This is a genomic window from Vibrio cortegadensis (assembly GCF_024347395.1).
In the GTDB taxonomy this organism is placed as follows: domain Bacteria; phylum Pseudomonadota; class Gammaproteobacteria; order Enterobacterales; family Vibrionaceae; genus Vibrio; species Vibrio cortegadensis.
Genome location: NZ_AP025472.1, coordinates 2,331,940 through 2,351,229, shown reverse-complemented (window position 1 = coordinate 2,351,229; position 19,290 = coordinate 2,331,940). Strand labels below are relative to the sequence as shown.

Sequence of the window (19,290 nt, the reverse complement as noted above, 5' to 3'; positions counted from 1 at the left end):
GCGTAAGCTTATTAATGAATCTCTCGATAATAGCAAAAAAAGTCACAAGGTCACGTGTTGCAAGTGCCGACAGGGCAGTTTTTATTCATCTTTTAGCATTTTTTTGATGTTATCCTCATTCTGGTAAGAAGATTGAATTTTTATTAGGCCTTGATTTATTGCATGTTTACACGCTTCTCTTATGTTACCAGTTGCAAGGCTTGCCGCAGGGGCATTATCAATCGCTTTGAAATATACCCATTCGCTACTGTGTTCTTTGAGGCTTATATCACGAGCAAGGTGTGTTGACATCAGTAGAACATCAAGCAGTTCTTGATCGTTTATTGCCGTATAGGCGCGTGGCAAAAATGGATAATCCGCGATACCAATACGAATACGACGATTGATTTTTCGATTGGGTTCAAACTCATTAATCCAAGTTTGGATTTTGCTAAACATCGCCTCTGGTGAAGCATTACGGTCTGAATTTGATTCAATATACAACAAGTTAGCATCAGAGAAGTGATAAAGGCGTGAGGAACCTTCAACTTTGGAAGCAAGGTATTGTCCAAAGGATTCTTCTAATTGTAGTCCAGATTTGTATCCGTGTTGGATATACATACTGCGTAAAAAAGGCAAATCAATCATCACAAACCGTAGTCGGTCATTTAATGGCTCGTGAATGAGCTCTCCCATTTGCCACTGCTCAAAGGTATCACTCGTTTTTTGGAGTGAACTTGATAACTTGGCATTAAGCATGCGTAAGTTACGCAATTTTGAGCGTGAATGAGTATAGAGCTGCTTGGTTAATTTACTATTTTGTCGGTTGAGAGCCTGGATAATGAACCCTCTGCGCATGACGACAAAAAACAGAATTATAGAGAGAGCAAACAGGGAAAGCGCGATTTTTTGATATTTTCGATGTTCGATCGCCATCTGCTTTAGCTCATTTTCTTGATTGGCGTAATGCAGAGTTTGTTCAGCGAACTCTTTTTGTTGTCTAAAGGCATCCTCACTGATCTGGTTGAGTTGCTGCTGTTTTATCGCCACTAACATGTTGTATTTTTTCATGTAATCAAGGGCGAGGGCATACTGCTCATTTTGTTCGTAACCCATTGAAAGTAAGTCGTATGAACGTTGCATAAGATCTTTGTTTTTGATGTTCTTCGCGATGGCTAACGCTTTATGAGCGTGAATAATGCCATTTTTACTTTCATGCTGATGATAAGCTAATCCCGATCTTAATAGTTCAGCTTTAGCTCTGAGTGCTGAGATGTCGGTGTATTCTAAAAGTTCGATTGCGCGGTTGAGGTACTGCTCTGCAAGAGGGTAGTTGTAAAGGTTTAGGTAAGTGGCCGCCAAACTGATGCGCACTTCGATAACTTGTTCTATGTTTTGTGCGGTGCTTTCATGATCCAGTACATTAAAAAAGTGCACTAAGGCTAAATTATATTTTCCTTGTTGAAAATAGATTTCGCCCATCATTTTTAAGACATGAGATAGAATAGGTGACTGGTCATACTTATTGTAGAAATCAGCCGCTTGAGACAGATGCTCAATGGCTTTATCCAGCACTCGTCTTTCAAGGAACAGTTGCGCTAATAATCGGTTTACTTGTGCCAGTTGCGGGCTTAAATCGCTCTCTACTGACTTCCAATAACCAAACAGTAATTCAGATAAAGCTCGATTGTACTGTTTGTGGTTGAGGTAGAACTCCCCAACTTGTAAATGGTATTCAATGAGGTTTTTTTCGGAGTTACTGGTATTAATGAAGTTTTTTGCTTCGGCGTAAAAATTCTCCGCCGCTGATATTTCACTTTCTTTCGATGCGATCTTTGCTCTAAGCATGGTTAGGCGGTAGGTAATGCCTCTGGTTAGTTGCTGTGAGTTGTCTAGCAACTGTAAGTTATGATCGATGTTATCAAGGGATAGCTTCGCTTTTGTTGAGTCGTGATCGGTTAACCAAACAAGGCGAGTTCTTAAAATATCAACGTCCATCTTTTGGTAAGGAAGGCGATGTGTTTGGGTAAGGGTAGAGGCTAAATCGAGTTGTTCTAATGCTTGACGAGTATTACCTAGATTGAATTCGGCTTTGGCCAGAACCTTATATGCATCAATGCTGGCTCTAGGTGAACGAAGTCGGTTATCTGCCTCTTCTCTTGAAAGTGCAGTTAGGCTTTTATCACTTTGATCGGAAAGTTGGCGCTGTACAAGATAGTTACTTGCAATTTTTTTTGCCTGTATTGGTGAGATCTCAACCAATTTATTTGCATCATTAAGCTGAGGCGATGAGTAAATGGTGGCATTTACTCCTGACGATAGCAGTGCACAAAATAGCAATAACAGTCTTAGCCAGCGCATTTTAATTCCTTTGAGTTTATATATCGATTGATTTGTAAATCGATTACTGACGAGCCATGCGACAGTTGTGGCTTGGCTTTGCTTGCTCGGTAGAACGGTACGGGTTGATGTCTAATCCACCACGGCGAGTATAGCGTGCAAAAACAGTGAGTTTGCTCGGCTGACAGTATTTCATAATATCAGTGAAAATGCGCTCAACACACTGTTCGTGAAATTCATTATGCTCACGGAATGAAACTAAGTAACGCAGTAATGACTCACGGTTAATCTGTTTACCTTTATATTGGATTTCAACACTGCCCCAATCTGGTTGATTGGTGATTAGGCAGTTTGACTTCAATAGGTGGCTGTGCAGAGACTCTTCAACGATGTTAGTACCTGCCGCGCCAGAAAGCAGTGTAGCATCGAAATCATAGCTAGTGATTTCAATATCTTGCCCGTCAATACAGTCACCTTCCATCGTAACAATCGCTTGATTGGTGTATTGGGTAACAGGGTTTACTTCGACTTCAACCGCTTCTCCTGCACACTGTGACAGATCTTTTGCAAGGCTTACTTGAACGGCTGACCAGTCGTTGAAGCGAGTTTGATTGTAGCTGTTAAGGTAGAGCTTAAAAGATTTAGATTCAATCAAGTTTGAGCTCGTCGCGGGGATATACACTTCAGCTACGGCGACTTGCGGTAGACCTTTATTATTGAGCCATGATAGTTCGTATAATGTCCAAATATCGTGCCCCATAAATGGCAACTCGTCACCTAATTCAAGATCATCTCGGTTTAGGCTACGTGGTACGGGTTGTAGTAGGCTTGGATCGTACTGAGATGCGTATTCAGTCTTTTGACCAAGGGTTAAACCTGCTAGCTCTTTTGCGTCAGAATATTTGCTCATACTTTCGTTTAAATTCGATTAGAATGGCATGAATTTTACTGAATCCCCCTTTTGCTGTCATTAAGCATTTGCTTGGTTGCCTTCAACTATTTGTATAAAAGGTGGGGTCACACATTTATCTTGTCCATCTTTTAGGAGATCTTCATGGATCAATCTGCCGAGAAAGCTTTATATTCATTCAGTCAACGCTATCTTGATGAGTGGCAAAAACAGCACAATAGCTTGCCAGTTAACCAAGAACTGGTGGATTTAGTTTCCCCTTGTGTAGAAGAAAAACGTGCCGATGACGTGTTATGGAGAGCGCACCCTCGAGATCAGAAAGCGGATTTCACGAATGTTGAAAATGGCATTGAGTTGACGTTACATGACGATATTAAAACCTTCTATGGCACGCAATATAGCGCGGATATGGATGCCAAATGGCAAGATAACTCACTGACGCTGCTTCAAGTTTGGAGCGATCATGATTTTGAACTTTTACAAGAGAACATTTTGGGACATTTAGTAACGCAGCGTCGTTTAAAGTTAAAACCGACGGTATTTATTGCGGCAACCGATGCTGAGTTGGATGTGATCTCTATTTGTAATTTAACGGGTAATGTCATTCTGGAACGCCTAGGGACAAGCAATCGTGATGTACTGGCTGAAGATTTAGCGGAATTTTTAACGAAACTTGAGCCTGAGGTTTAATTATGTACGTTGTTGAACTCCAGTTTGAGTGCTTTGATAACACGACGGTTTCAGCTGTCGATAAAGCAGTAAATGGTTTGATGGATGCATTTCGTTACAATGGACAGGTACTCGGCCGCGAATTTCCTATTGTGATGGGCGACGGAGAATTTTTTGTTCGAGTAGTGTGCCCAGAGCAAGATAGTTTGCATCCGCGGAATCACTCAGACTTCGTTAAAGTGTGTTTTGATCGCTTATCTAACGCGTGCCTTCTTGCGCCTAAAATGCGTTTGTTAGGGCGAGATCTTAACTCCGAAGAAGTGGCAGAAGATGAAACACCGAGTTGGCAGGTGTTATACACGACATTCGTTCATACTTGTTCACCTTTGCGCAGTGGCGATAGCTTGCTGCCAATCCCTTTGTATCGCAACCCACCTACATTCAACGGCGACCATAAAGCCGTACTGAAATGGCAGACAGAATGGCAAGCCTGTGATGAAGTACAAATGGGCGGTGGTTGCCGTGCTGAACATGCAACGCTAGCTGAAATCAGTGATACTAAGAGTGTATTGTTTAAACGTGGTTGGGGGTTAAGAGGGCGTATTGAGTATCTGACTAAGGTACCAACCTACTACTATTTATACCGTGTGGGTGGAATCAGCTTGAAAGATGAAAAAGAGCGCAAATGCCCTCAATGTGGTGGTGAATGGCTGCTTGATGCGCCGATCCACGATATTTTCTATTTCAAGTGTGATGATTGTCGACTGGTGTCAAACATCTCTTGGGATCATCTTAAGTAACTCTCCTGTTTTGATTTAAACGTCATATTTAGATGTCGGAGCACTACCTAAGTGTTCTGATATCGATTTTCCCTTTGGTATTAATTATTTACCTTCTGTTTCCTTACTCGATTTCATGACTTCGATACCGATCTTTTCCCAATATTTCTGACTCCCTAATTGTTAGCTACTGTTCCCTGAATACGCGCAGAACGTGTTATCCCCCTCTTGCTTCAGCTCCAATGTATTCATTGAAATAATCCAACACTCATCAACTTTTAGTTACCTCAATAGTTAGCCTGATCACAATAATCAATCAGTTCTCTTTCAATTTATATTCATCTCAATATAAATGGGATCGATCCCATGGGAATGTTCCCAAGTTTGATAATCACCTGATTCTAAATCTAAAAGGAATGGACGATGAAACTGTTACCTATTGCTGCAGCGCTTACTACTGCTTTACTTACTCCTAGTTTATACGCTGGTGAAACCGCACCATTGGAATTTAATGGCTACATGCGCGGCGGTGTTGGCCTTAGTAATGAAGGTGGTTCAAATAGCAAGTGGGAGGTGAGTAAGGTTGGTCGCCTCGGCAATGAAAATGACCTGTATGGTGAGTTTGGTTTTAAGAAAGAGGTGTATGTAGAGGGCGACGTTTCGTTTTTAGTTGATTCTATGTTGTCGTACTGGCAAGGACAAGATGAGAACGCTGCGGATAAAAACGTTGATGTGGTGCAATTGAATGTTCAGGCTGTAGGGGTTTTTGAAGATAAGGATATTGGGATTTGGGCGGGTGAGCGCTACTACCAACGTCATGATGTGCACATCGTTGATAACTATTACTGGGATGTCAGTGGTATTGGTGCTGGTGTTGAACACATCAATATGGGCCCAGGTAAATTATCGGTGGCTTTGATTCAAGACACGGTCACGGGTGACATTGCCGATGGTAAAGAAACCACAGCCATGATTGCTGATGTACGTTATGCGGGCATTCCATTGTGGAACAATGCTGATCTTGAGGTCGGTATTGATGTGAACTTTGCCAATGAAAAGCAAGGTCAAACTGTGGATGCGGATGACAGCGTAATGCTAACGGCGAGCTTGAATCAGAATCTTTCAGGTGGCTTCAATAAAACCATTCTACAGGTTGCTAACTCTGGTTATGCAGAGCAGATGACGACTTTTGGGACGGGTAAAAATATCGTTCGTGATGCAAACAACAATGACGCCGATGGCTTCCGATTGATTAACTGGGGCGTACTTGCGATCGGCGAGAACATCGAGTTTGGCCACACTGTTCGTTATGCCGCGTCAACCGGTGTTGGCGCCAATAACAGTGATGATGATTCTTTTAGTGCGGTAATTCGCCCGCTTTACAAGTGGGATAAACGTATGCGAACCATCCTTGAAATTGGTGGCTTTGTTGAAACCATTAATAACCAAGATGGTGCGGGTGGCAAGCTTACTGTGGCTCAGGCTTGGGTACCGCAAGTGGGTTTCTGGTCGCGTCCTGAATTTCGTATCTTTGCGACTTACCTAAACGACGCTGAAAACGACAATGCTTTCGGTGAAGGTAAAAACAGCGAAATGAGTGTTGGTATGCAGGTGGAAGCTTGGTGGTAAGCCGATTTTCCTAACCAGTCTAAACCAACAAAAAAGAGGCTGACATTATGTCAGCCTCTTCGGGTATCTATAGGGTGCTGTCGTTTAGTTGATTACCAACCTTTAACTACGCCACCTTGGAAGATCTCAGACGCTGCGTTGTATACTTCGTCTGTTTGGTAAGATTTTACAAAGTTTTGTACGTTTTCAGCGTCTAGATTTTCAATACGAGAAACAATGATGTTCACGTATGGAGACTCTTTATCTTCAACAAAAATACCGTCTTTTTGTGGTGTTAAGTTGATGCTGCTTGCGTAAGTGGTATTGATTACTGACAAAGCCACATCGTCTAGAGAGCGAGGAAGTTGCGCTGCATCTAGCTCAACAATCGTAATATTCTTTGGGTTGCCAACGATATCGCGAACGGTTGCTAGAAGGCCAACGCCATCACGAAGTGTGATAAGGCCTTGCTGTTCTAAAAGAAGTAGAGAGCGGCCAAGGTTTGTAGGATCGTTCGGTACCGCAATACGTGCATTGTCTTGGATTTCATCAACACTTTTAACCTGCTTTGAATAGCCTGCAATTGGATAAACAAAGGTATTACCCGCAATCGTGATTTTGTATTCACGGTCAGCGATCTGTTGATCTAGGTATGGCTTATGTTGGAACGCGTTGATATCGATTGAACCATCGTCTAACGCAGCATTAGGAGTAACATAGTCAGTAAAAGTGACGAGCTCAACATCAAGTCCAAACTTCTCTTTAGCAACTTTAGCGGCAACTTCTGCTACTTGAGCTTCTGCTCCTGCCATTACGCCGACTTTGATTTTTGAAGTATCGATCTCTTTTTCTCCACAACCTGAAAGCACAAGTGCTGAGGCGGCAACGGCAATGGCTAATAAGCCCTTAAGATTAAATTTCATGACTCTCTCCTTGTTATATGATTATATTTTTTATCTAACTATCGGTGATCAACGCGGCGAACTAGTGCATCGCCAATCGATTGAATTATTTGTACTAATATAATAAGCATTACAACCGTCACTGCCATGATAACAACGTCGTAGCGGTGGAAGCCGTAGCGTATGGCGACATCACCCAAACCACCACCACCAACAGTTCCTGCCATTGCAGAGTAACTGACTAGCGTCACCATGGTGATCGTGACTGAGTTAATAATGGTTGGTAGTGCTTCCGGTAATAATACTTTGGTAATAATCTGGCGTGGCTTAGCACCCATTGATTGCGCGGCTTCGACTAGACCTGTAGGGACTTCTAAAAGCGCACTTTCAATTAAGCGTGCAACAAATGGGATAGCGCCAATCGTTAAAGGAACAATGGCAGCAGTCGTGCCGATGAAGGTGCCAATTAACAATTTAGTTAAAGGAATAATCGCGACCATCAAAACTAAGAAAGGGACTGAACGTCCGATATTGACGACTGCACCTAAAATACTATTGAGTTTGGTATTTTCTAACAGCCCACCTTTTTTACTGGTATGCAGAATTACACCTAGTGGGATCCCCACAGCAAAACCTACAATGCCAGCGACTGCGACCATGTAAAGGGTTTCAAGAGTTGCGCCTAGTAGTAGGTCACCATTTAAACTTAGCCAATCGATGATTGAATTAAAGGACATAACCTAATACCTCTACTTTTACTTTGTGTGCGCGTAAAAATTCAATCGCGCCGTTATCATCTTGTTCTGTTCCGAATAATTCAGCGACCATCATGCCGAATTTAACGCCGCCAGCGTAATCTAAGTCTGAGCTTAAAATACTGACATCGATATTGAATTTACGTGCGATTTGCGTCATTAACGGCGCATCAACGGTTTCCCCAGTAAACTCCAAACGCAATAGAGGGTAACTGCCATGCACTCGTGTTTCTTGTAGTCGAGCTTGGTAATCTTCAGGAATCGAAAGATCTAAGGTCGAGCGGATAAATTGATGGGCTAACTCTGTTTTTGGATGAGCAAAAATATCGCCAACACTGCCTTTTTCTACTAGTTTTCCGCCACCAATAATAGCCACTTCATGACAGATGCTTTTAACCACATCCATTTCGTGAGTGATTAATAACATGGTGATATTGAGTTTACGGTTAATCTCGCGCAGTAACTCTAGAATTGATTGAGTAGTTGCGGGATCTAGCGCGCTGGTGGCTTCATCACAAAGCAGTACTTTTGGATCAGACGCTAGCGCACGAGCAATGGCGACACGCTGTTTTTGTCCGCCACTTAAATTTGATGGGTAGGTCTCTTTCTTATCCGCCAAGCCAACTAAATTGAGCAGTTCAGTGACTTTTTTGTTGATGTCACCTTTGTCTACTCCTGCAAGCTCTAACGGTAGGGCGATGTTACCAAAAACAGTTCGAGAAGAGAGCAGGTTAAAGTGTTGAAAGATCATACCGATGTTACGTCTTGCAGCACTTAGCTCAGATTTAGAGAGTTGTGTTAAGTCAACACCATCAACAATGACAGAGCCACTGGTTGGAGCTTCTAGCATGTTGACACAGCGTATAAGAGTACTTTTCCCTGCCCCTGAAGAACCAATAACCCCAAAAATACCACCTTGAGGGACTTGGAGGTTTATATCTATTAAGGCATTGATTTCTTTAGTACCTTGATAGAAAGTTTTGTTAACTTGATTAATTTTAATCATCTAAAAACCTATGCAGGAGTAACAGTGGAAAATGTTGTTCAAAGTTTGAATCTATAGAAGATGCTATGGGCTAACTTGATTTAAGTCAATAGATATTTTGACGTCTAGACGTCTAAAGGGCAATTAGGTAGTGCCGTAAGAAATAAAGCGTGTAATAATTCTTTTCATATAGGGTAGATAGAGACATAAATTTTGGCGAAACCAGCAGTTTTTCTAGATCGCGATGGTGTGATTAATGTTGATCATGGCTATGTGCATGATGAGCATGATTTTGAATACATCGATGGTGTCTTTGAGGCGACAAAGAAGCTTCAAGATATGGGGTACATGTTAGTTCTCGTGACGAACCAATCGGGCATCGCTCGTGGCATGTTCAGTGAAGACCGCTTTTTGTCTTTGACGCAATGGATGGACTGGAATTTTGTCGATCATGGCGTTGAGCTTGATGGGATTTATTACTGCCCGCATCACGCAGAACATGGCGTGGGTAAATACAAAGAAGATTGTGATTGTCGTAAGCCTAAACCCGGTATGTTTATCTCTGCTCGTGATTTTTTAAAAATCGATATGGAAAAATCCATTATGATTGGCGATAAAGCAGAAGATATGATGGCAGCCGAAGCGGCAGGGGTTGGAACGAAAATTTTAGTGAGAACAGGTAAACCAATCACTGAAAAAGGTGAAGCCATTGCCACCGTTGTACTTGATAGTATTAAAAATGTTCCAGATTACGTGCTAGGTGCTTAATGAACAAAAAACTCACTATTCTTGATATTGCCAAACTTTCTGGTGTAGGGAAATCAACCGTTTCACGAGTTATAACCAATGATCCGAAAGTGAAACCTGCAACACGAGCAAAAGTTGAACAAGTAATACAAGAGTCTGGCTATGTTCCATCAAAGTCAGCGCAATTGATGCGAGGTGGGAGTCAAAAAGTGATCGGGGTTATTATCTCTCGCCTCGATTCTCCCTCTGAAAATCGAGCGGTGAGTACGATGCTCGCTGAGCTTTATCGTGCGGGCTATGATGTCGTTATTATGGAGAGCCAGTTCAGTCGGAGTAAAACCAATGAACATTTAGCAGTATTACAAAAGCGTAATGTTGATGGTGTGATTGTATTTGGCTTTACTGATTGTGATGTTGAAACTCTGAATTTATGGCAAGAAAAAGCCGTCGTTATTGCATTGGATACTCAAGATGTATCTTCGGTCAATTATGACAACATAGCCGTGATCCAACTGGCCATCTCTCATTTAGAGCTGATGGGTATTAACGATATCGCCTTTATAGGGGTAGATCCTAGTGATCGTTCCACTGGTGAACTACGTTTAAGTGCCTATCTTAATTGGTGCAAGAGAACGAGCGTCGAGCCTAATTATAAGACAGGCCAACTGCACCATGAAAGTGCTTATGGGTTAGTCGATGACGTGATTACTGAAACAACACAAGCGATTGTCTGTGCGAGTGATACTCTTGCCCTAGGCGTAATCAAACGTCTACAAGAGCTGAAACGTACGGATATTGCGGTGACAGGTGTCGGCGGAAATGATCTGCTTTCTTTTCTTTTTCCGAACATCTATAGCATTGACCCTGGCTACTCTCAAGCTGGAGAAAAGGCAGCTAAGTTGTTGATTGCTCAGCTTTCTGGTGAGGGTAATATCACACATGTAACCCAAAAGCCTGTTGTTTAAAACAGGCTTGTAACCTATTTAAATAATGACCATTCATCCATGATTTTAAAGGAAGTCACCCTAAATCGTGCCGTGAAACTCACCATTGATTCCTATCTATTTAAGCTATTGTTTATTCATTTAAAATAAAATATTGTGTGATCTCTTTCAATTAATGGGAATGTTCCCATTTAAAGATTCTATTGATCTGTGCAATATACTCATATTGACGTTTGGGAATGTTCCCATTGCGGTAGGTATGAAAGTAGAGCTTGTTTGCGGGCACAGCCTTACTAACGTGCAGAATTCAGGAATAGAAATAGGGTGGATAGTTATGAGTAAAATAGCGAGACAAGACGTTGAGCGTCTTATACAGCTTGTCGGAGGGAATGATAACATTGCTAGTGTTAGTCATTGTCTCACTCGGTTGCGCTTTGTATTAAATGATACGGATCTTGCAAATAAGCAGGAACTAGAATCAATGCGCTTGGTGAAAGGCTGTTTTACTAATGCAGGACAATTTCAGGTTGTTATCGGCACTGAAGTTGATGAGGTTTACGCTATTCTCATTGAATTATCAGGCAAAAGTGAAGCGTCAAAAGATGAGTCTAAGCTCGCTGCTCGTCAGAACATGAATATATTAGAGCGCGGAATTTCCCATTTAGCAGAAATTTTTGTTCCGCTTTTGCCCGCAATTATTACGGGTGGTTTGATTTTAGGTTTCCGAAATGTGATTGGTGACATTCGCATGTTCGACGGAAAAACCCTTGTTGAAATCAGTCAATTCTGGGCAACCGTACACTCATTCTTATGGTTGATTGGTGAGGCGATCTTCTTCTTCCTTCCTGTTGGTGTTTGTTGGTCTACCGTTAAGAAGTTAGGTGGAACACCAATTCTTGGTATCACGCTTGGGGTTACCTTGGTCTCGCCTCAATTAATGAATGCTTACATGATCGGTAAACAAGTGCCAGAAGTCTGGGATTTTGGGCTGTTCGTGATTGAGAAGGTAGGCTATCAGGCTCAAGTGATCCCGGCAATGTTAGCCGGTGTAGCATTAGCCTTTATTGAAACTAACTTAAAACGAATTGTACCTGCCTACTTATACTTGGTGGTGGTGCCATTTGTCTCCATCATTCTTTCCGTCATTTTAGCTCATGCTTTCATTGGTCCCTTTGGACGTGTGTTAGGTGATGGCGTTGCTTTTGCGGCAAAAGCGGCAATGACAGGCGATTTTGCGGTGATTGGTTCTATTATCTTCGGTTTCTTGTATGCACCGTTAGTCATTACCGGGATCCATCACACCACGAACGCTGTCGACCTTCAATTAATGCAAGACTTAGGTGGCACGCCAATTTGGCCTCTAATTGCTTTGTCTAATATTGCTCAGGCATCAGCTGTAGTGGGTATTATTATTCTGAGTAAGAAAGAGGGCGAGCGTGATATCTCTATTCCTGCAGCTATCTCTGCTTACCTAGGGGTAACGGAACCTGCGATGTACGGTATCAACTTAAAATATAAGTTCCCAATGCTTAGCGCGATGATCGGTAGCGCAGCGGCGGCGGCGATTTGTGGCAGCGCTGGCGTTATGGCGAACGGTATCGGTGTTGGTGGTCTGCCCGGTATTCTGTCTATTCAACCTCAGTACTGGACAGTTTACTTAATTGCGATGCTGGTGGCGATTGTTGTACCTGTGGCGTTAACACTACTCAGCTACAAACGAGCACAAGCGAAAGGTGAGTTAACTGCCGTTAACGGATAATAGATTTTGGAGTGATGCTTTTGTCACTCCGTTTTTGATTTTTAGTAAGAGTAAGTCGAGATGATGATTCAAAAGAAAGATGCGTTGTGGTGGAAAACAGCAACCATTTATCAAATTTACCCAAAAAGTTTTTGCGACAGTGGTGCTCAAGGTTCTGGTGACATTAAAGGCATTATTTCAAAATTAGATTATCTGAAAACATTGGGTATTGAGGCAATCTGGTTAACGCCAGTCTACGAATCACCGATGATCGACAATGGTTATGATATTTCAGATTATTACGCGATAAATCCAGAATTTGGAACCATGGAAGATTTTGAACGTCTGCTGTCGGAAGCTCACCAGCGCGGCATTCGAATTATCATGGATATTGTCGTGAACCATACCTCAACGGCTCATGCTTGGTTTCAGTCAGCTCTGGGTGACAAAACAAGTCCATATCGTGATTATTATATTTGGAAAGATCCAGTAAACGGAGGTACTCCAACGAACTGGCAGTCTAAATTTGGTGGAAATGCATGGGAGATGGATGAGGCGACAAGCCAATACTACTTACATCTTTTTGCAAAAGAGCAAGCCGATTTAAATTGGGAGAATCCACAAGTTCGAGATGAAGTGAAAAAAGTCATCAGTTATTGGGCTGAAAAAGGGGTGGATGGTTTCCGGCTAGATGTGATCAACCTGATCTCTAAACAGCAAGACTTCCTTAATGATGAGATTGGAGATGGGCGACGTTTTTATACTGACGGCCCACGAGTTCACGAATACCTGCAAGAGATCAGCGAAGCGGTTTTCCAGAAATACGGGAGTGTCACGGTTGGTGAAATGTCTTCAACGACGTTAGAGCATTGCCAGCAGTACTCAAGTACGGATAACAAAGAGTTGTCTATGGTGTTCAATTTTCATCATTTAAAAGTGGATTATACGAATGGTGACAAATGGACAAAAGCGCCATTTGATTTTGTTCAGCTTAAATCAATTTTCAATCATTGGCAGACAGGCTTGAACGGCAAAGGTTGGGGGGCGTTATTTTGGTGTAACCATGATCAACCTAGAGTTGTAAGCCGACTGGGTGATGATAAGCAATATCGAGTTGAATCTGCCAAAATGCTTGCCGCGTCTTTGCACATGATGCAAGGAACCCCTTACATCTATCAAGGTGAAGAGATCGGCATGACTAACCCTCATTATACTGATATTAGCCAATATCAGGATGTTGAGAGTACTAACATGTACGACATTATGGTGAGCCAACAAGGGGTCGAACACCTGGATATGATGGCGATCTTAGCGCAAAAATCCCGCGATAACTCACGAGCGCCAATGCAATGGAACAGTGAGCCTTACGCAGGATTCTCACAAACTCAGCCATGGCTTGATGTAGCGAATAATTACCCTGAGATTAACGCTGAGCAAGCACTTGAACACAAAGACTCTGTTTTTTACTTCTATAAGAGCTTGATTGAGTTACGTAAACAAGTGCCAGTGATTACGGATGGCAGCTATCAAGACCTCTTGCCTGAGCACTCATCCATTTTTGCATATGTACGTGAGAACGAAGGGCAAACCTTGCTGTGTATTAACAACTATTATGGTGAAGAAACAGAGTGCGTTTTACCTGAGCGTTTTGAGATGATGAAGGCTAAGAGCCTGTTATCCAATTATCAAGTGAGCGAAAGTTTAGTTACGTCTCATCACCAAGTGCTACGACCTTACGAGACTCGTATTCTCCTGATTGAAGATTAGCCTCGTTACTATTTCAAGAAACCTAATTCTCAGTTCCCCCTAAAGATTTAGGTTTGAACAAAGGCTTTGGAGTGCTCCCAAAGCCTTTTTTATTGTTTGTGGCTAGTCAGCAGCCACGCTCTGGTTCAGTGAATCTAAGTCAGGGCTAGCTAATCGAAGTCAGTACCGCTGCTGATTCTTCGATCGTAGATTGCTCTACAGACATCAATTCAATCTGCTCAACTAGGCCGAGCGTTGGGTTGAACCAACGCTCAGACGATGTGCCAAACTCTGCTGAGTCCATCCCGACACAGCCAATGTAGTAAGTGTTTTTTTCCGTAAGATTCGCAGCTTCGATGGATTTACCCGAAACAGTGAAGCTCTTACGTACACCTGTTTCATTAATTTCTTGCTGCCAAGTAACTTGGCATGAAGCATCCGTGGGCAGTGATTGCACCCACTGGTGATCTTCAAAGTCACTTAACATATTCGAGACAGCTTCCCCTTCTAACGTGATTTGCATTGAAATAGTTTCTTCACTGATATCAATGATCGGGCTGCTCTCTTTTACGTCTGTTCCTTGCAAACGGAACAGTGGGCTGCTGTACATCATTCTTGTGATGTATTGGCTACCAATCAAGTAGGCATTGGTGATCTCGTGTAGACTGCGGTCGAGACCTGCAAAATAAATGCTGCCGTCTTCTTGTGTACCTTCAGCATTCGTCATGATGTCTTCAGAAACATAAAATTCGGTGATGCCGTAATTGATCAGGTCGTTGATAACTTGAACTACCGCTTTATTGCCGGCCTCTTCTTCTAACCCTGCAATAATGAGCTCACCGCTTAAAGGCGTGAAGTTCATGGTCATCACGCCTTCAGTCTGACCATCTTTGGTAAATGAGTAGCCCAATGTTGTTTCTGGTTTAGGGGAAAATGCAGAGCTCGCAATAGGGTAATCCACCTGACTGTTTGGACCTTTATTACCATCTATTGAACCAGAAGAAGAGCTACCTCCGCCACCACAACCATAGAGAGCAAAGAGAGAGGTCGCTAGCAGCGTCATTGTTTTTTTCATGTTGAACATTCCTAAAGTTGAAAGCCCTTGGTGAGCCCGATGTTTTTAAGAATGCTATTGCTTGAGGAGTAAATAGGGCAAAAAATGAAGTCACATAAGATCTTAATTTATATTTAAGTTATTTATTTTAAAGGGCTTTTTGTTGTCCTTTGAGAACTGCTGCCCGACAGCGGTGCAGTAGTTAAGCATTAAGTTTTCCCACTGCTTTATGATCAGAGGCTCTTTAACGCTCAGCTTTAAGCTCTTCCAAGGCTGTAGGCAGGTCGATTTAGATTCAGGTTTAGATAGTCGAGCGAATAGATCTTCGGATGGAACCACTCTTAATAACGCAACCAGAGACTCCATGTAGTTGAGGCGGAACTTCTCCATGTTGCCTTGCTTATAAGCAATGTGAGAAACCATCATATAAACCAACGCATTTTCGATCGTAGAGTTTCCTGAGGTATTGGTTAGGAGTTCTTTTGCGGTTTGCAGGTCTCTCAGTTTGAAATGAATGGTACCAACCCACAGTTTGAGTTCGTCCGGTAGTAACTTAAATCGAGTTTGAACAAGATTGGTGAATGCAATGAGCTTCTTCTGATCCGTTTCAAATAGAGCAAGTTGTCGCGCAATCAGAGTAGAGGTCATGGTGTTGAGTTTGATGTCATCAAACGTGATGGTTTTACCACTCAGCAATTCGCTGACTTCAGTGTTGTCGACTGACCATTCTGGCGACAATGGTGCGGGCAGAGCAAAGTAGTTAGCTAACTTTCGGTTGATCTCCATAACGCTGCTGCTGATATTATTAACATCAATAGAGTAAACCCCACCAAACGCCAGTTTCCCTGAGTTTGGGTAAATCAGGCTTATTTTAGCGACAAGGCGTTTATCTACTTCTTGATCCTTTAGCTGAATGTTAAGCAGGTAATCACTGGTACGCATGTTCTTTGCGCCCGGAAAGAAGGGAGAGCTATCTATAGGGTCAAGGAAGTAGCTTGGCGCATCTTGGTTAGCAAGATCGGTGTAGGCGTATTCAATCTGCTGTTGAAGTAGCAATGCTTTTACGACTTTTCGGTATTTTCTGGAATTATCGCCAATGGCATCCAATCGATTCAGGAGAAGTTCGACCTTAGGAATCAATCGTTGGTCGCGTTCGACTTCAGAAGCACGAGTCGAAGGTTGCCAAAGCATATAACCCATTATCGCAGTGTTGATCAGTAAAACCAAAGACACCACAACAAGCCAAGAGTTAACTGAATTGGTGCTAAATCCTTTTTTACTGGTTGGAGATTCTATGGCTGCATCTCCCGCTGTGGTATCAGGGTAGTCCGCGGCAAAGCTAATCGAGCTTGGGTTAAGGAAATAGCCCTTGCGTGGGTAAGTCACCAGTATTTTGGTTGCATCGCTATCAGGCAGATATTTTTGAAGTACTGAACGTAAGGTGCTGATTCTGTTTGTCAGAACATTTTTGGAAATGAAGTTACTTTGCCATACAGATTCAATGATGTGCTCGGCAGCGAGCGGTTGACCAACGCTGGTAAGAAATAACTCTAAGAGCTCGATAGAACGAGGTTCTAAATCTATGATCTGTTCGCCGCAGCTTAAGACTCGTGTGTTGGGGTTGAATTCCAAGCCTTCAATGTAAATAGAGGCTTGTTGGTCTTTGGCGCTAGAGAGATAATCTTGCATAGAAAAGGCGACGGTTTATAAAACCTAAATACTAGCTGTTTTTGTTATTAAAAACAGCTAGTAATTCATAGGGTGGTTGGTATTAAGATACGTACTTCACTGTGTAGCGTGTTGGTTTGTGGTTCATTGCTAATACGACATTAAGCGCGACAGCTCCTAGTACAGAGACTGCAATGACTTCTGGAGCAACGAAGAAGCAAGATGTGAAAAGAATACAGCAATCGATAGCGAGCTGAGTCTTACCGACTGAAATCCCAAACTTGTCTTGAATGACCAAGCAAAGTACATTGAAACCACCTAAGCTTGAGCGGTGTCTGAATAGAATCAACATGCCTAATCCCATCAGTAATCCCCCTGCAATCGCACAGTAAATGATGTTCATTGTGTCGAGTGAGATCACTAAATATAGATGATCGGCAAAAACTGAAACTAACGCGCCAGAAATAGCACTATTGATCGCAAATCGGTGTCCGAAACGTCGCCAAGCGAGAATGTAGAAAGGACAGTTTGCCACAAAATACAGTATGCCAAATGACAGAGGAATGAACTGGGTTAATAATAGTGCTAGTCCTGTTGTGCCGCCGGTTAAAAGGTTAGCGGCCTGAAGGAAGAAAACACCCTGAGCAACTAAAAAGGTGCCTGTCAGTATTGCCATCCAATCTTCTTTACGTGAGTGTTTTTCCATCATTCTTATTTTTAACTGCTTAATAATGGCGTGCATAGTAGAGAAAAGATGATCTTTTCGGTAGCTTGAGAGGTTAAATTAAGGTAAACCTATGTAATCTGCGTTTTACAGGGTGTAAAACGTGAAATTGACACTCAATGTAATGACTCATGCGTGAAGTCGTTTCAGTATGAGGAGCGTTGAATGTCATTATGAAAAAACTGCATGATAAATTTTGCATTTACTCTTTATGACCTAGATCAAATTATGTAGAATGCATTTCATCAAAAACGGTTACGAAAACGTTTGCTTTCGGTCGTTGAGTGGTTTTTTTGAAACTTTCAGTACAATCTGAGTCAGGAGATACAGATGCTTAAGCGTGACATGAACATTGCTGATTACGATGCGGATCTATTCGCAGCAATCCAAGAAGAGACGATTCGTCAAGAAGAACACATCGAGCTAATCGCTTCAGAAAACTACACAAGCCCACGTGTAATGGAAGCTCAAGGTTCTCAACTTACTAACAAATACGCTGAAGGTTACCCTGGCAAGCGTTACTACGGCGGCTGTGAGTTCGTTGACAAAGTTGAAACGCTAGCAATTGAACGAGCATGTGAACTATTTGGTGCAGAGTACGCGAACGTACAACCTCACTCAGGCTCTCAAGCAAATAACGCTGTATACATGGCTCTACTGAATGCTGGTGATACCGTTTTAGGCATGAGCCTTGCTCACGGTGGTCACTTGACTCATGGTTCGCCTGTAAACTTCTCAGGTAAGCTTTACAACATCATTCCTTACGGTATCGATGAAGCAGGTCAGATCAATTACGAAGAGATGGAAGCGCTTGCGATTGAGCACAAACCTAAGATGATCATCGGTGGTTTCTCGGCTTACTCTCAAATTTGTGATTGGGCGCGTATGCGTGAAATCGCGGACAAAGTTGGTGCTTACTTCTTCGTTGATATGGCTCACGTTGCAGGTCTTATTGCTGCTGGCGTTTATCCAAACCCTGTACCTCATGCTCATGTTGTTACAACAACAACGCACAAAACCCTTGCTGGTCCTCGTGGCGGTCTTATTCTTTCTAATGAAGGCGAAGACTTATACAAGAAGCTAAACTCTGCGGTATTCCCTGGTGGTCAAGGCGGCCCTCTAATGCACGTTATCGCGGGTAAAGCGGTAGCGTTCAAAGAAGCTCTAGAACCAGAATTCGAAGAATACCAAACACGTGTGGTTGCTAATGCAAAAGCAATGGTTGCAGAATTCCTAGCTCGTGGTTACAACATCGTTTCAGGTTCAACAGAGAACCACCTGTTCCTTGTCGACCTAATCGATAAAGACATCACAGGTAAAGAAGCGGATGCAGCACTTGGTTCTGCGAACATAACAGTGAACAAGAACTCAGTACCAAATGATCCTCGCAGCCCATTCGTTACTTCTGGTATTCGTATCGGTTCTCCTTCTATCACTCGTCGCGGTTTCTCAGAAGCAGACGCGAAAGAGTTAGCGGGTTGGATGTGTGACATCCTAGATAACATGGGCGATGAGTCCGTTATCGAAGCGACGAAAGCTAAGGTATTAGAGATTTGTAAGCGATTACCTGTTTACGCATAATCGAATGTCTAGAATAAAGAAAAAGGAACGGTAATCGTTCCTTTTTTTGTGCGTGCTATATTTGTAGAAAATTGAAAACTAAATGCTAAGAGCAGGAGAAAAGGTGATAGGCATAAAAAAAGTTGATGGGTAAACATCAACTTTTTAGATCGGATTCGTCT

General features: G+C 42.5%; 16 protein-coding genes. 8 read left to right on the top strand and 8 right to left on the bottom strand.

The window, feature by feature from the left end; genetic code table 11:
* Nucleotides 1-81: 81 nt before the first annotated feature.
* Together OCV39_RS11090 and queF are read right to left on the bottom strand one after the other, a co-directional pair.
* Nucleotides 82-2,340, bottom strand: a complete 2,259-nt coding sequence (locus OCV39_RS11090) for a tetratricopeptide repeat protein (protein ID WP_261888464.1) — start codon at nucleotides 2,338-2,340, stop codon at nucleotides 82-84.
* 43 nt (nucleotides 2,341-2,383) lie between these two features.
* On the bottom strand, nucleotides 2,384-3,229 hold the full coding sequence (queF, locus tag OCV39_RS11085; RefSeq protein WP_261888463.1) for an NADPH-dependent 7-cyano-7-deazaguanine reductase QueF: 846 nt from the start codon (nucleotides 3,227-3,229) through the stop codon (nucleotides 2,384-2,386).
* A gap of 144 nt (nucleotides 3,230-3,373) precedes the next feature.
* Between queF and syd the strand changes: the two genes are divergently transcribed.
* The 3 genes from syd to OCV39_RS11070 all read left to right on the top strand — a co-directional run bounded on the left by syd (nucleotide 3,374) and on the right by OCV39_RS11070 (nucleotide 6,306).
* The gene (gene syd, locus OCV39_RS11080; RefSeq protein ID WP_261888462.1) at nucleotides 3,374-3,919 is read left to right on the top strand and encodes a SecY-interacting protein; all 546 of its coding nucleotides are present in this window, start codon (nucleotides 3,374-3,376) and stop codon (nucleotides 3,917-3,919) included.
* Nucleotides 3,920-3,921: 2 nt separating this feature from the next.
* Nucleotides 3,922-4,698, top strand: coding sequence for a Zn-ribbon-containing protein (locus OCV39_RS11075; RefSeq protein ID WP_017053007.1), 777 nt, complete (start codon nucleotides 3,922-3,924; stop codon nucleotides 4,696-4,698).
* A 402-nt stretch (nucleotides 4,699-5,100) separates the two neighbouring features.
* Nucleotides 5,101-6,306, top strand: coding sequence for a carbohydrate porin (locus tag OCV39_RS11070; protein ID WP_261888461.1), 1,206 nt, complete (start codon nucleotides 5,101-5,103; stop codon nucleotides 6,304-6,306).
* A gap of 92 nt (nucleotides 6,307-6,398) precedes the next feature.
* Here the strand turns inward: OCV39_RS11070 and OCV39_RS11065 are convergent, their stop codons facing one another.
* The 3 genes from OCV39_RS11065 to metN are packed head-to-tail and all read right to left on the bottom strand — an operon-like array spanning nucleotide 6,399 to nucleotide 8,948.
* A complete protein-coding gene (locus OCV39_RS11065; protein ID WP_113796478.1) occupies nucleotides 6,399-7,208 on the bottom strand; it encodes a MetQ/NlpA family lipoprotein in 810 nt (269 codons plus the stop codon).
* 38 nt (nucleotides 7,209-7,246) lie between these two features.
* Nucleotides 7,247-7,924, bottom strand: a complete 678-nt coding sequence (locus tag OCV39_RS11060) for a methionine ABC transporter permease (protein ID WP_017053010.1) — start codon at nucleotides 7,922-7,924, stop codon at nucleotides 7,247-7,249.
* Nucleotides 7,914-8,948, bottom strand: coding sequence for a methionine ABC transporter ATP-binding protein MetN (gene metN, locus OCV39_RS11055; protein WP_017053011.1), 1,035 nt, complete (start codon nucleotides 8,946-8,948; stop codon nucleotides 7,914-7,916). The genes OCV39_RS11060 and metN overlap by 11 nt, the downstream gene beginning before the upstream one ends.
* A 192-nt stretch (nucleotides 8,949-9,140) precedes the next feature.
* Here metN and gmhB point away from each other — a divergent pair, with 192 nt between their 5' ends.
* From gmhB to treC, 4 genes are all read left to right on the top strand, one after another.
* Nucleotides 9,141-9,695, top strand: a complete 555-nt coding sequence (gene gmhB, locus OCV39_RS11050; protein WP_017053012.1) for a D-glycero-beta-D-manno-heptose 1,7-bisphosphate 7-phosphatase — start codon at nucleotides 9,141-9,143, stop codon at nucleotides 9,693-9,695.
* Nucleotides 9,695-10,639 carry a trehalose operon repressor TreR gene (gene treR, locus OCV39_RS11045; RefSeq protein ID WP_261888460.1) on the top strand — a complete coding sequence of 315 codons (945 nt, stop codon included), beginning with the start codon at nucleotides 9,695-9,697 and terminating at the stop codon, nucleotides 10,637-10,639. The genes gmhB and treR overlap by 1 nt, the downstream gene beginning before the upstream one ends.
* A gap of 313 nt (nucleotides 10,640-10,952) precedes the next feature.
* Nucleotides 10,953-12,377 (top strand): PTS trehalose transporter subunit IIBC, encoded by a 1,425-nt coding sequence (treB, locus tag OCV39_RS11040; RefSeq protein WP_017053014.1) that lies wholly within the window; start codon nucleotides 10,953-10,955, stop codon nucleotides 12,375-12,377.
* 60 nt (nucleotides 12,378-12,437) lie between these two features.
* A complete protein-coding gene (gene treC, locus OCV39_RS11035; protein ID WP_261888459.1) occupies nucleotides 12,438-14,123 on the top strand; it encodes an alpha,alpha-phosphotrehalase in 1,686 nt (561 codons plus the stop codon).
* Between the two features lie 145 nt (nucleotides 14,124-14,268).
* Here the strand turns inward: treC and OCV39_RS11030 are convergent, their stop codons facing one another.
* From OCV39_RS11030 to OCV39_RS11020, 3 genes are all read right to left on the bottom strand, one after another.
* Nucleotides 14,269-15,177, bottom strand: coding sequence for a hypothetical protein (locus OCV39_RS11030; RefSeq protein WP_017053016.1), 909 nt, complete (start codon nucleotides 15,175-15,177; stop codon nucleotides 14,269-14,271).
* 102 nt (nucleotides 15,178-15,279) lie between these two features.
* Complete coding sequence (locus tag OCV39_RS11025; protein ID WP_261888458.1) at nucleotides 15,280-16,845, bottom strand: winged helix-turn-helix domain-containing protein; 1,566 nt, start codon at nucleotides 16,843-16,845, stop codon at nucleotides 15,280-15,282.
* Nucleotides 16,846-16,927: 82 nt separating this feature from the next.
* Nucleotides 16,928-17,530, bottom strand: coding sequence for a YitT family protein (locus OCV39_RS11020; protein WP_029203416.1), 603 nt, complete (start codon nucleotides 17,528-17,530; stop codon nucleotides 16,928-16,930).
* A gap of 348 nt (nucleotides 17,531-17,878) precedes the next feature.
* Here OCV39_RS11020 and glyA point away from each other — a divergent pair, with 348 nt between their 5' ends.
* Nucleotides 17,879-19,129 carry a serine hydroxymethyltransferase gene (gene glyA / locus OCV39_RS11015; protein ID WP_261888457.1) on the top strand — a complete coding sequence of 417 codons (1,251 nt, stop codon included), beginning with the start codon at nucleotides 17,879-17,881 and terminating at the stop codon, nucleotides 19,127-19,129.
* Nucleotides 19,130-19,290 lie beyond the last annotated feature (161 nt).

Excerpts from the sequence above, each read along its gene's own strand:
- OCV39_RS11075 (WP_017053007.1), top strand. The coding sequence starts at position 3,922 with ATGTACGTTGTTGAACTCCAGTTTGAGTGCTTTGATAACACGACGGTT.
- treB (WP_017053014.1), top strand. The coding sequence starts at position 10,953 with ATGAGTAAAATAGCGAGACAAGACGTTGAGCGTCTTATACAGCTTGTC.
- treR (WP_261888460.1), top strand. The coding sequence starts at position 9,695 with ATGAACAAAAAACTCACTATTCTTGATATTGCCAAACTTTCTGGTGTA.
- treC (WP_261888459.1), top strand. The coding sequence starts at position 12,438 with ATGATGATTCAAAAGAAAGATGCGTTGTGGTGGAAAACAGCAACCATT.
- OCV39_RS11070 (WP_261888461.1), top strand. The coding sequence starts at position 5,101 with ATGAAACTGTTACCTATTGCTGCAGCGCTTACTACTGCTTTACTTACT.
- OCV39_RS11025 (WP_261888458.1), bottom strand. The coding sequence starts at position 16,845 with ATGCAAGATTATCTCTCTAGCGCCAAAGACCAACAAGCCTCTATTTAC.
- OCV39_RS11030 (WP_017053016.1), bottom strand. The coding sequence starts at position 15,177 with ATGAAAAAAACAATGACGCTGCTAGCGACCTCTCTCTTTGCTCTCTAT.
- OCV39_RS11090 (WP_261888464.1), bottom strand. The coding sequence starts at position 2,340 with ATGCGCTGGCTAAGACTGTTATTGCTATTTTGTGCACTGCTATCGTCA.
- syd (WP_261888462.1), top strand. The coding sequence starts at position 3,374 with ATGGATCAATCTGCCGAGAAAGCTTTATATTCATTCAGTCAACGCTAT.
- queF (WP_261888463.1), bottom strand. The coding sequence starts at position 3,229 with ATGAGCAAATATTCTGACGCAAAAGAGCTAGCAGGTTTAACCCTTGGT.
- OCV39_RS11065 (WP_113796478.1), bottom strand. The coding sequence starts at position 7,208 with ATGAAATTTAATCTTAAGGGCTTATTAGCCATTGCCGTTGCCGCCTCA.
- OCV39_RS11060 (WP_017053010.1), bottom strand. The coding sequence starts at position 7,924 with ATGTCCTTTAATTCAATCATCGATTGGCTAAGTTTAAATGGTGACCTA.
- OCV39_RS11020 (WP_029203416.1), bottom strand. The coding sequence starts at position 17,530 with ATGGAAAAACACTCACGTAAAGAAGATTGGATGGCAATACTGACAGGC.
- glyA (WP_261888457.1), top strand. The coding sequence starts at position 17,879 with ATGCTTAAGCGTGACATGAACATTGCTGATTACGATGCGGATCTATTC.
- metN (WP_017053011.1), bottom strand. The coding sequence starts at position 8,948 with ATGATTAAAATTAATCAAGTTAACAAAACTTTCTATCAAGGTACTAAA.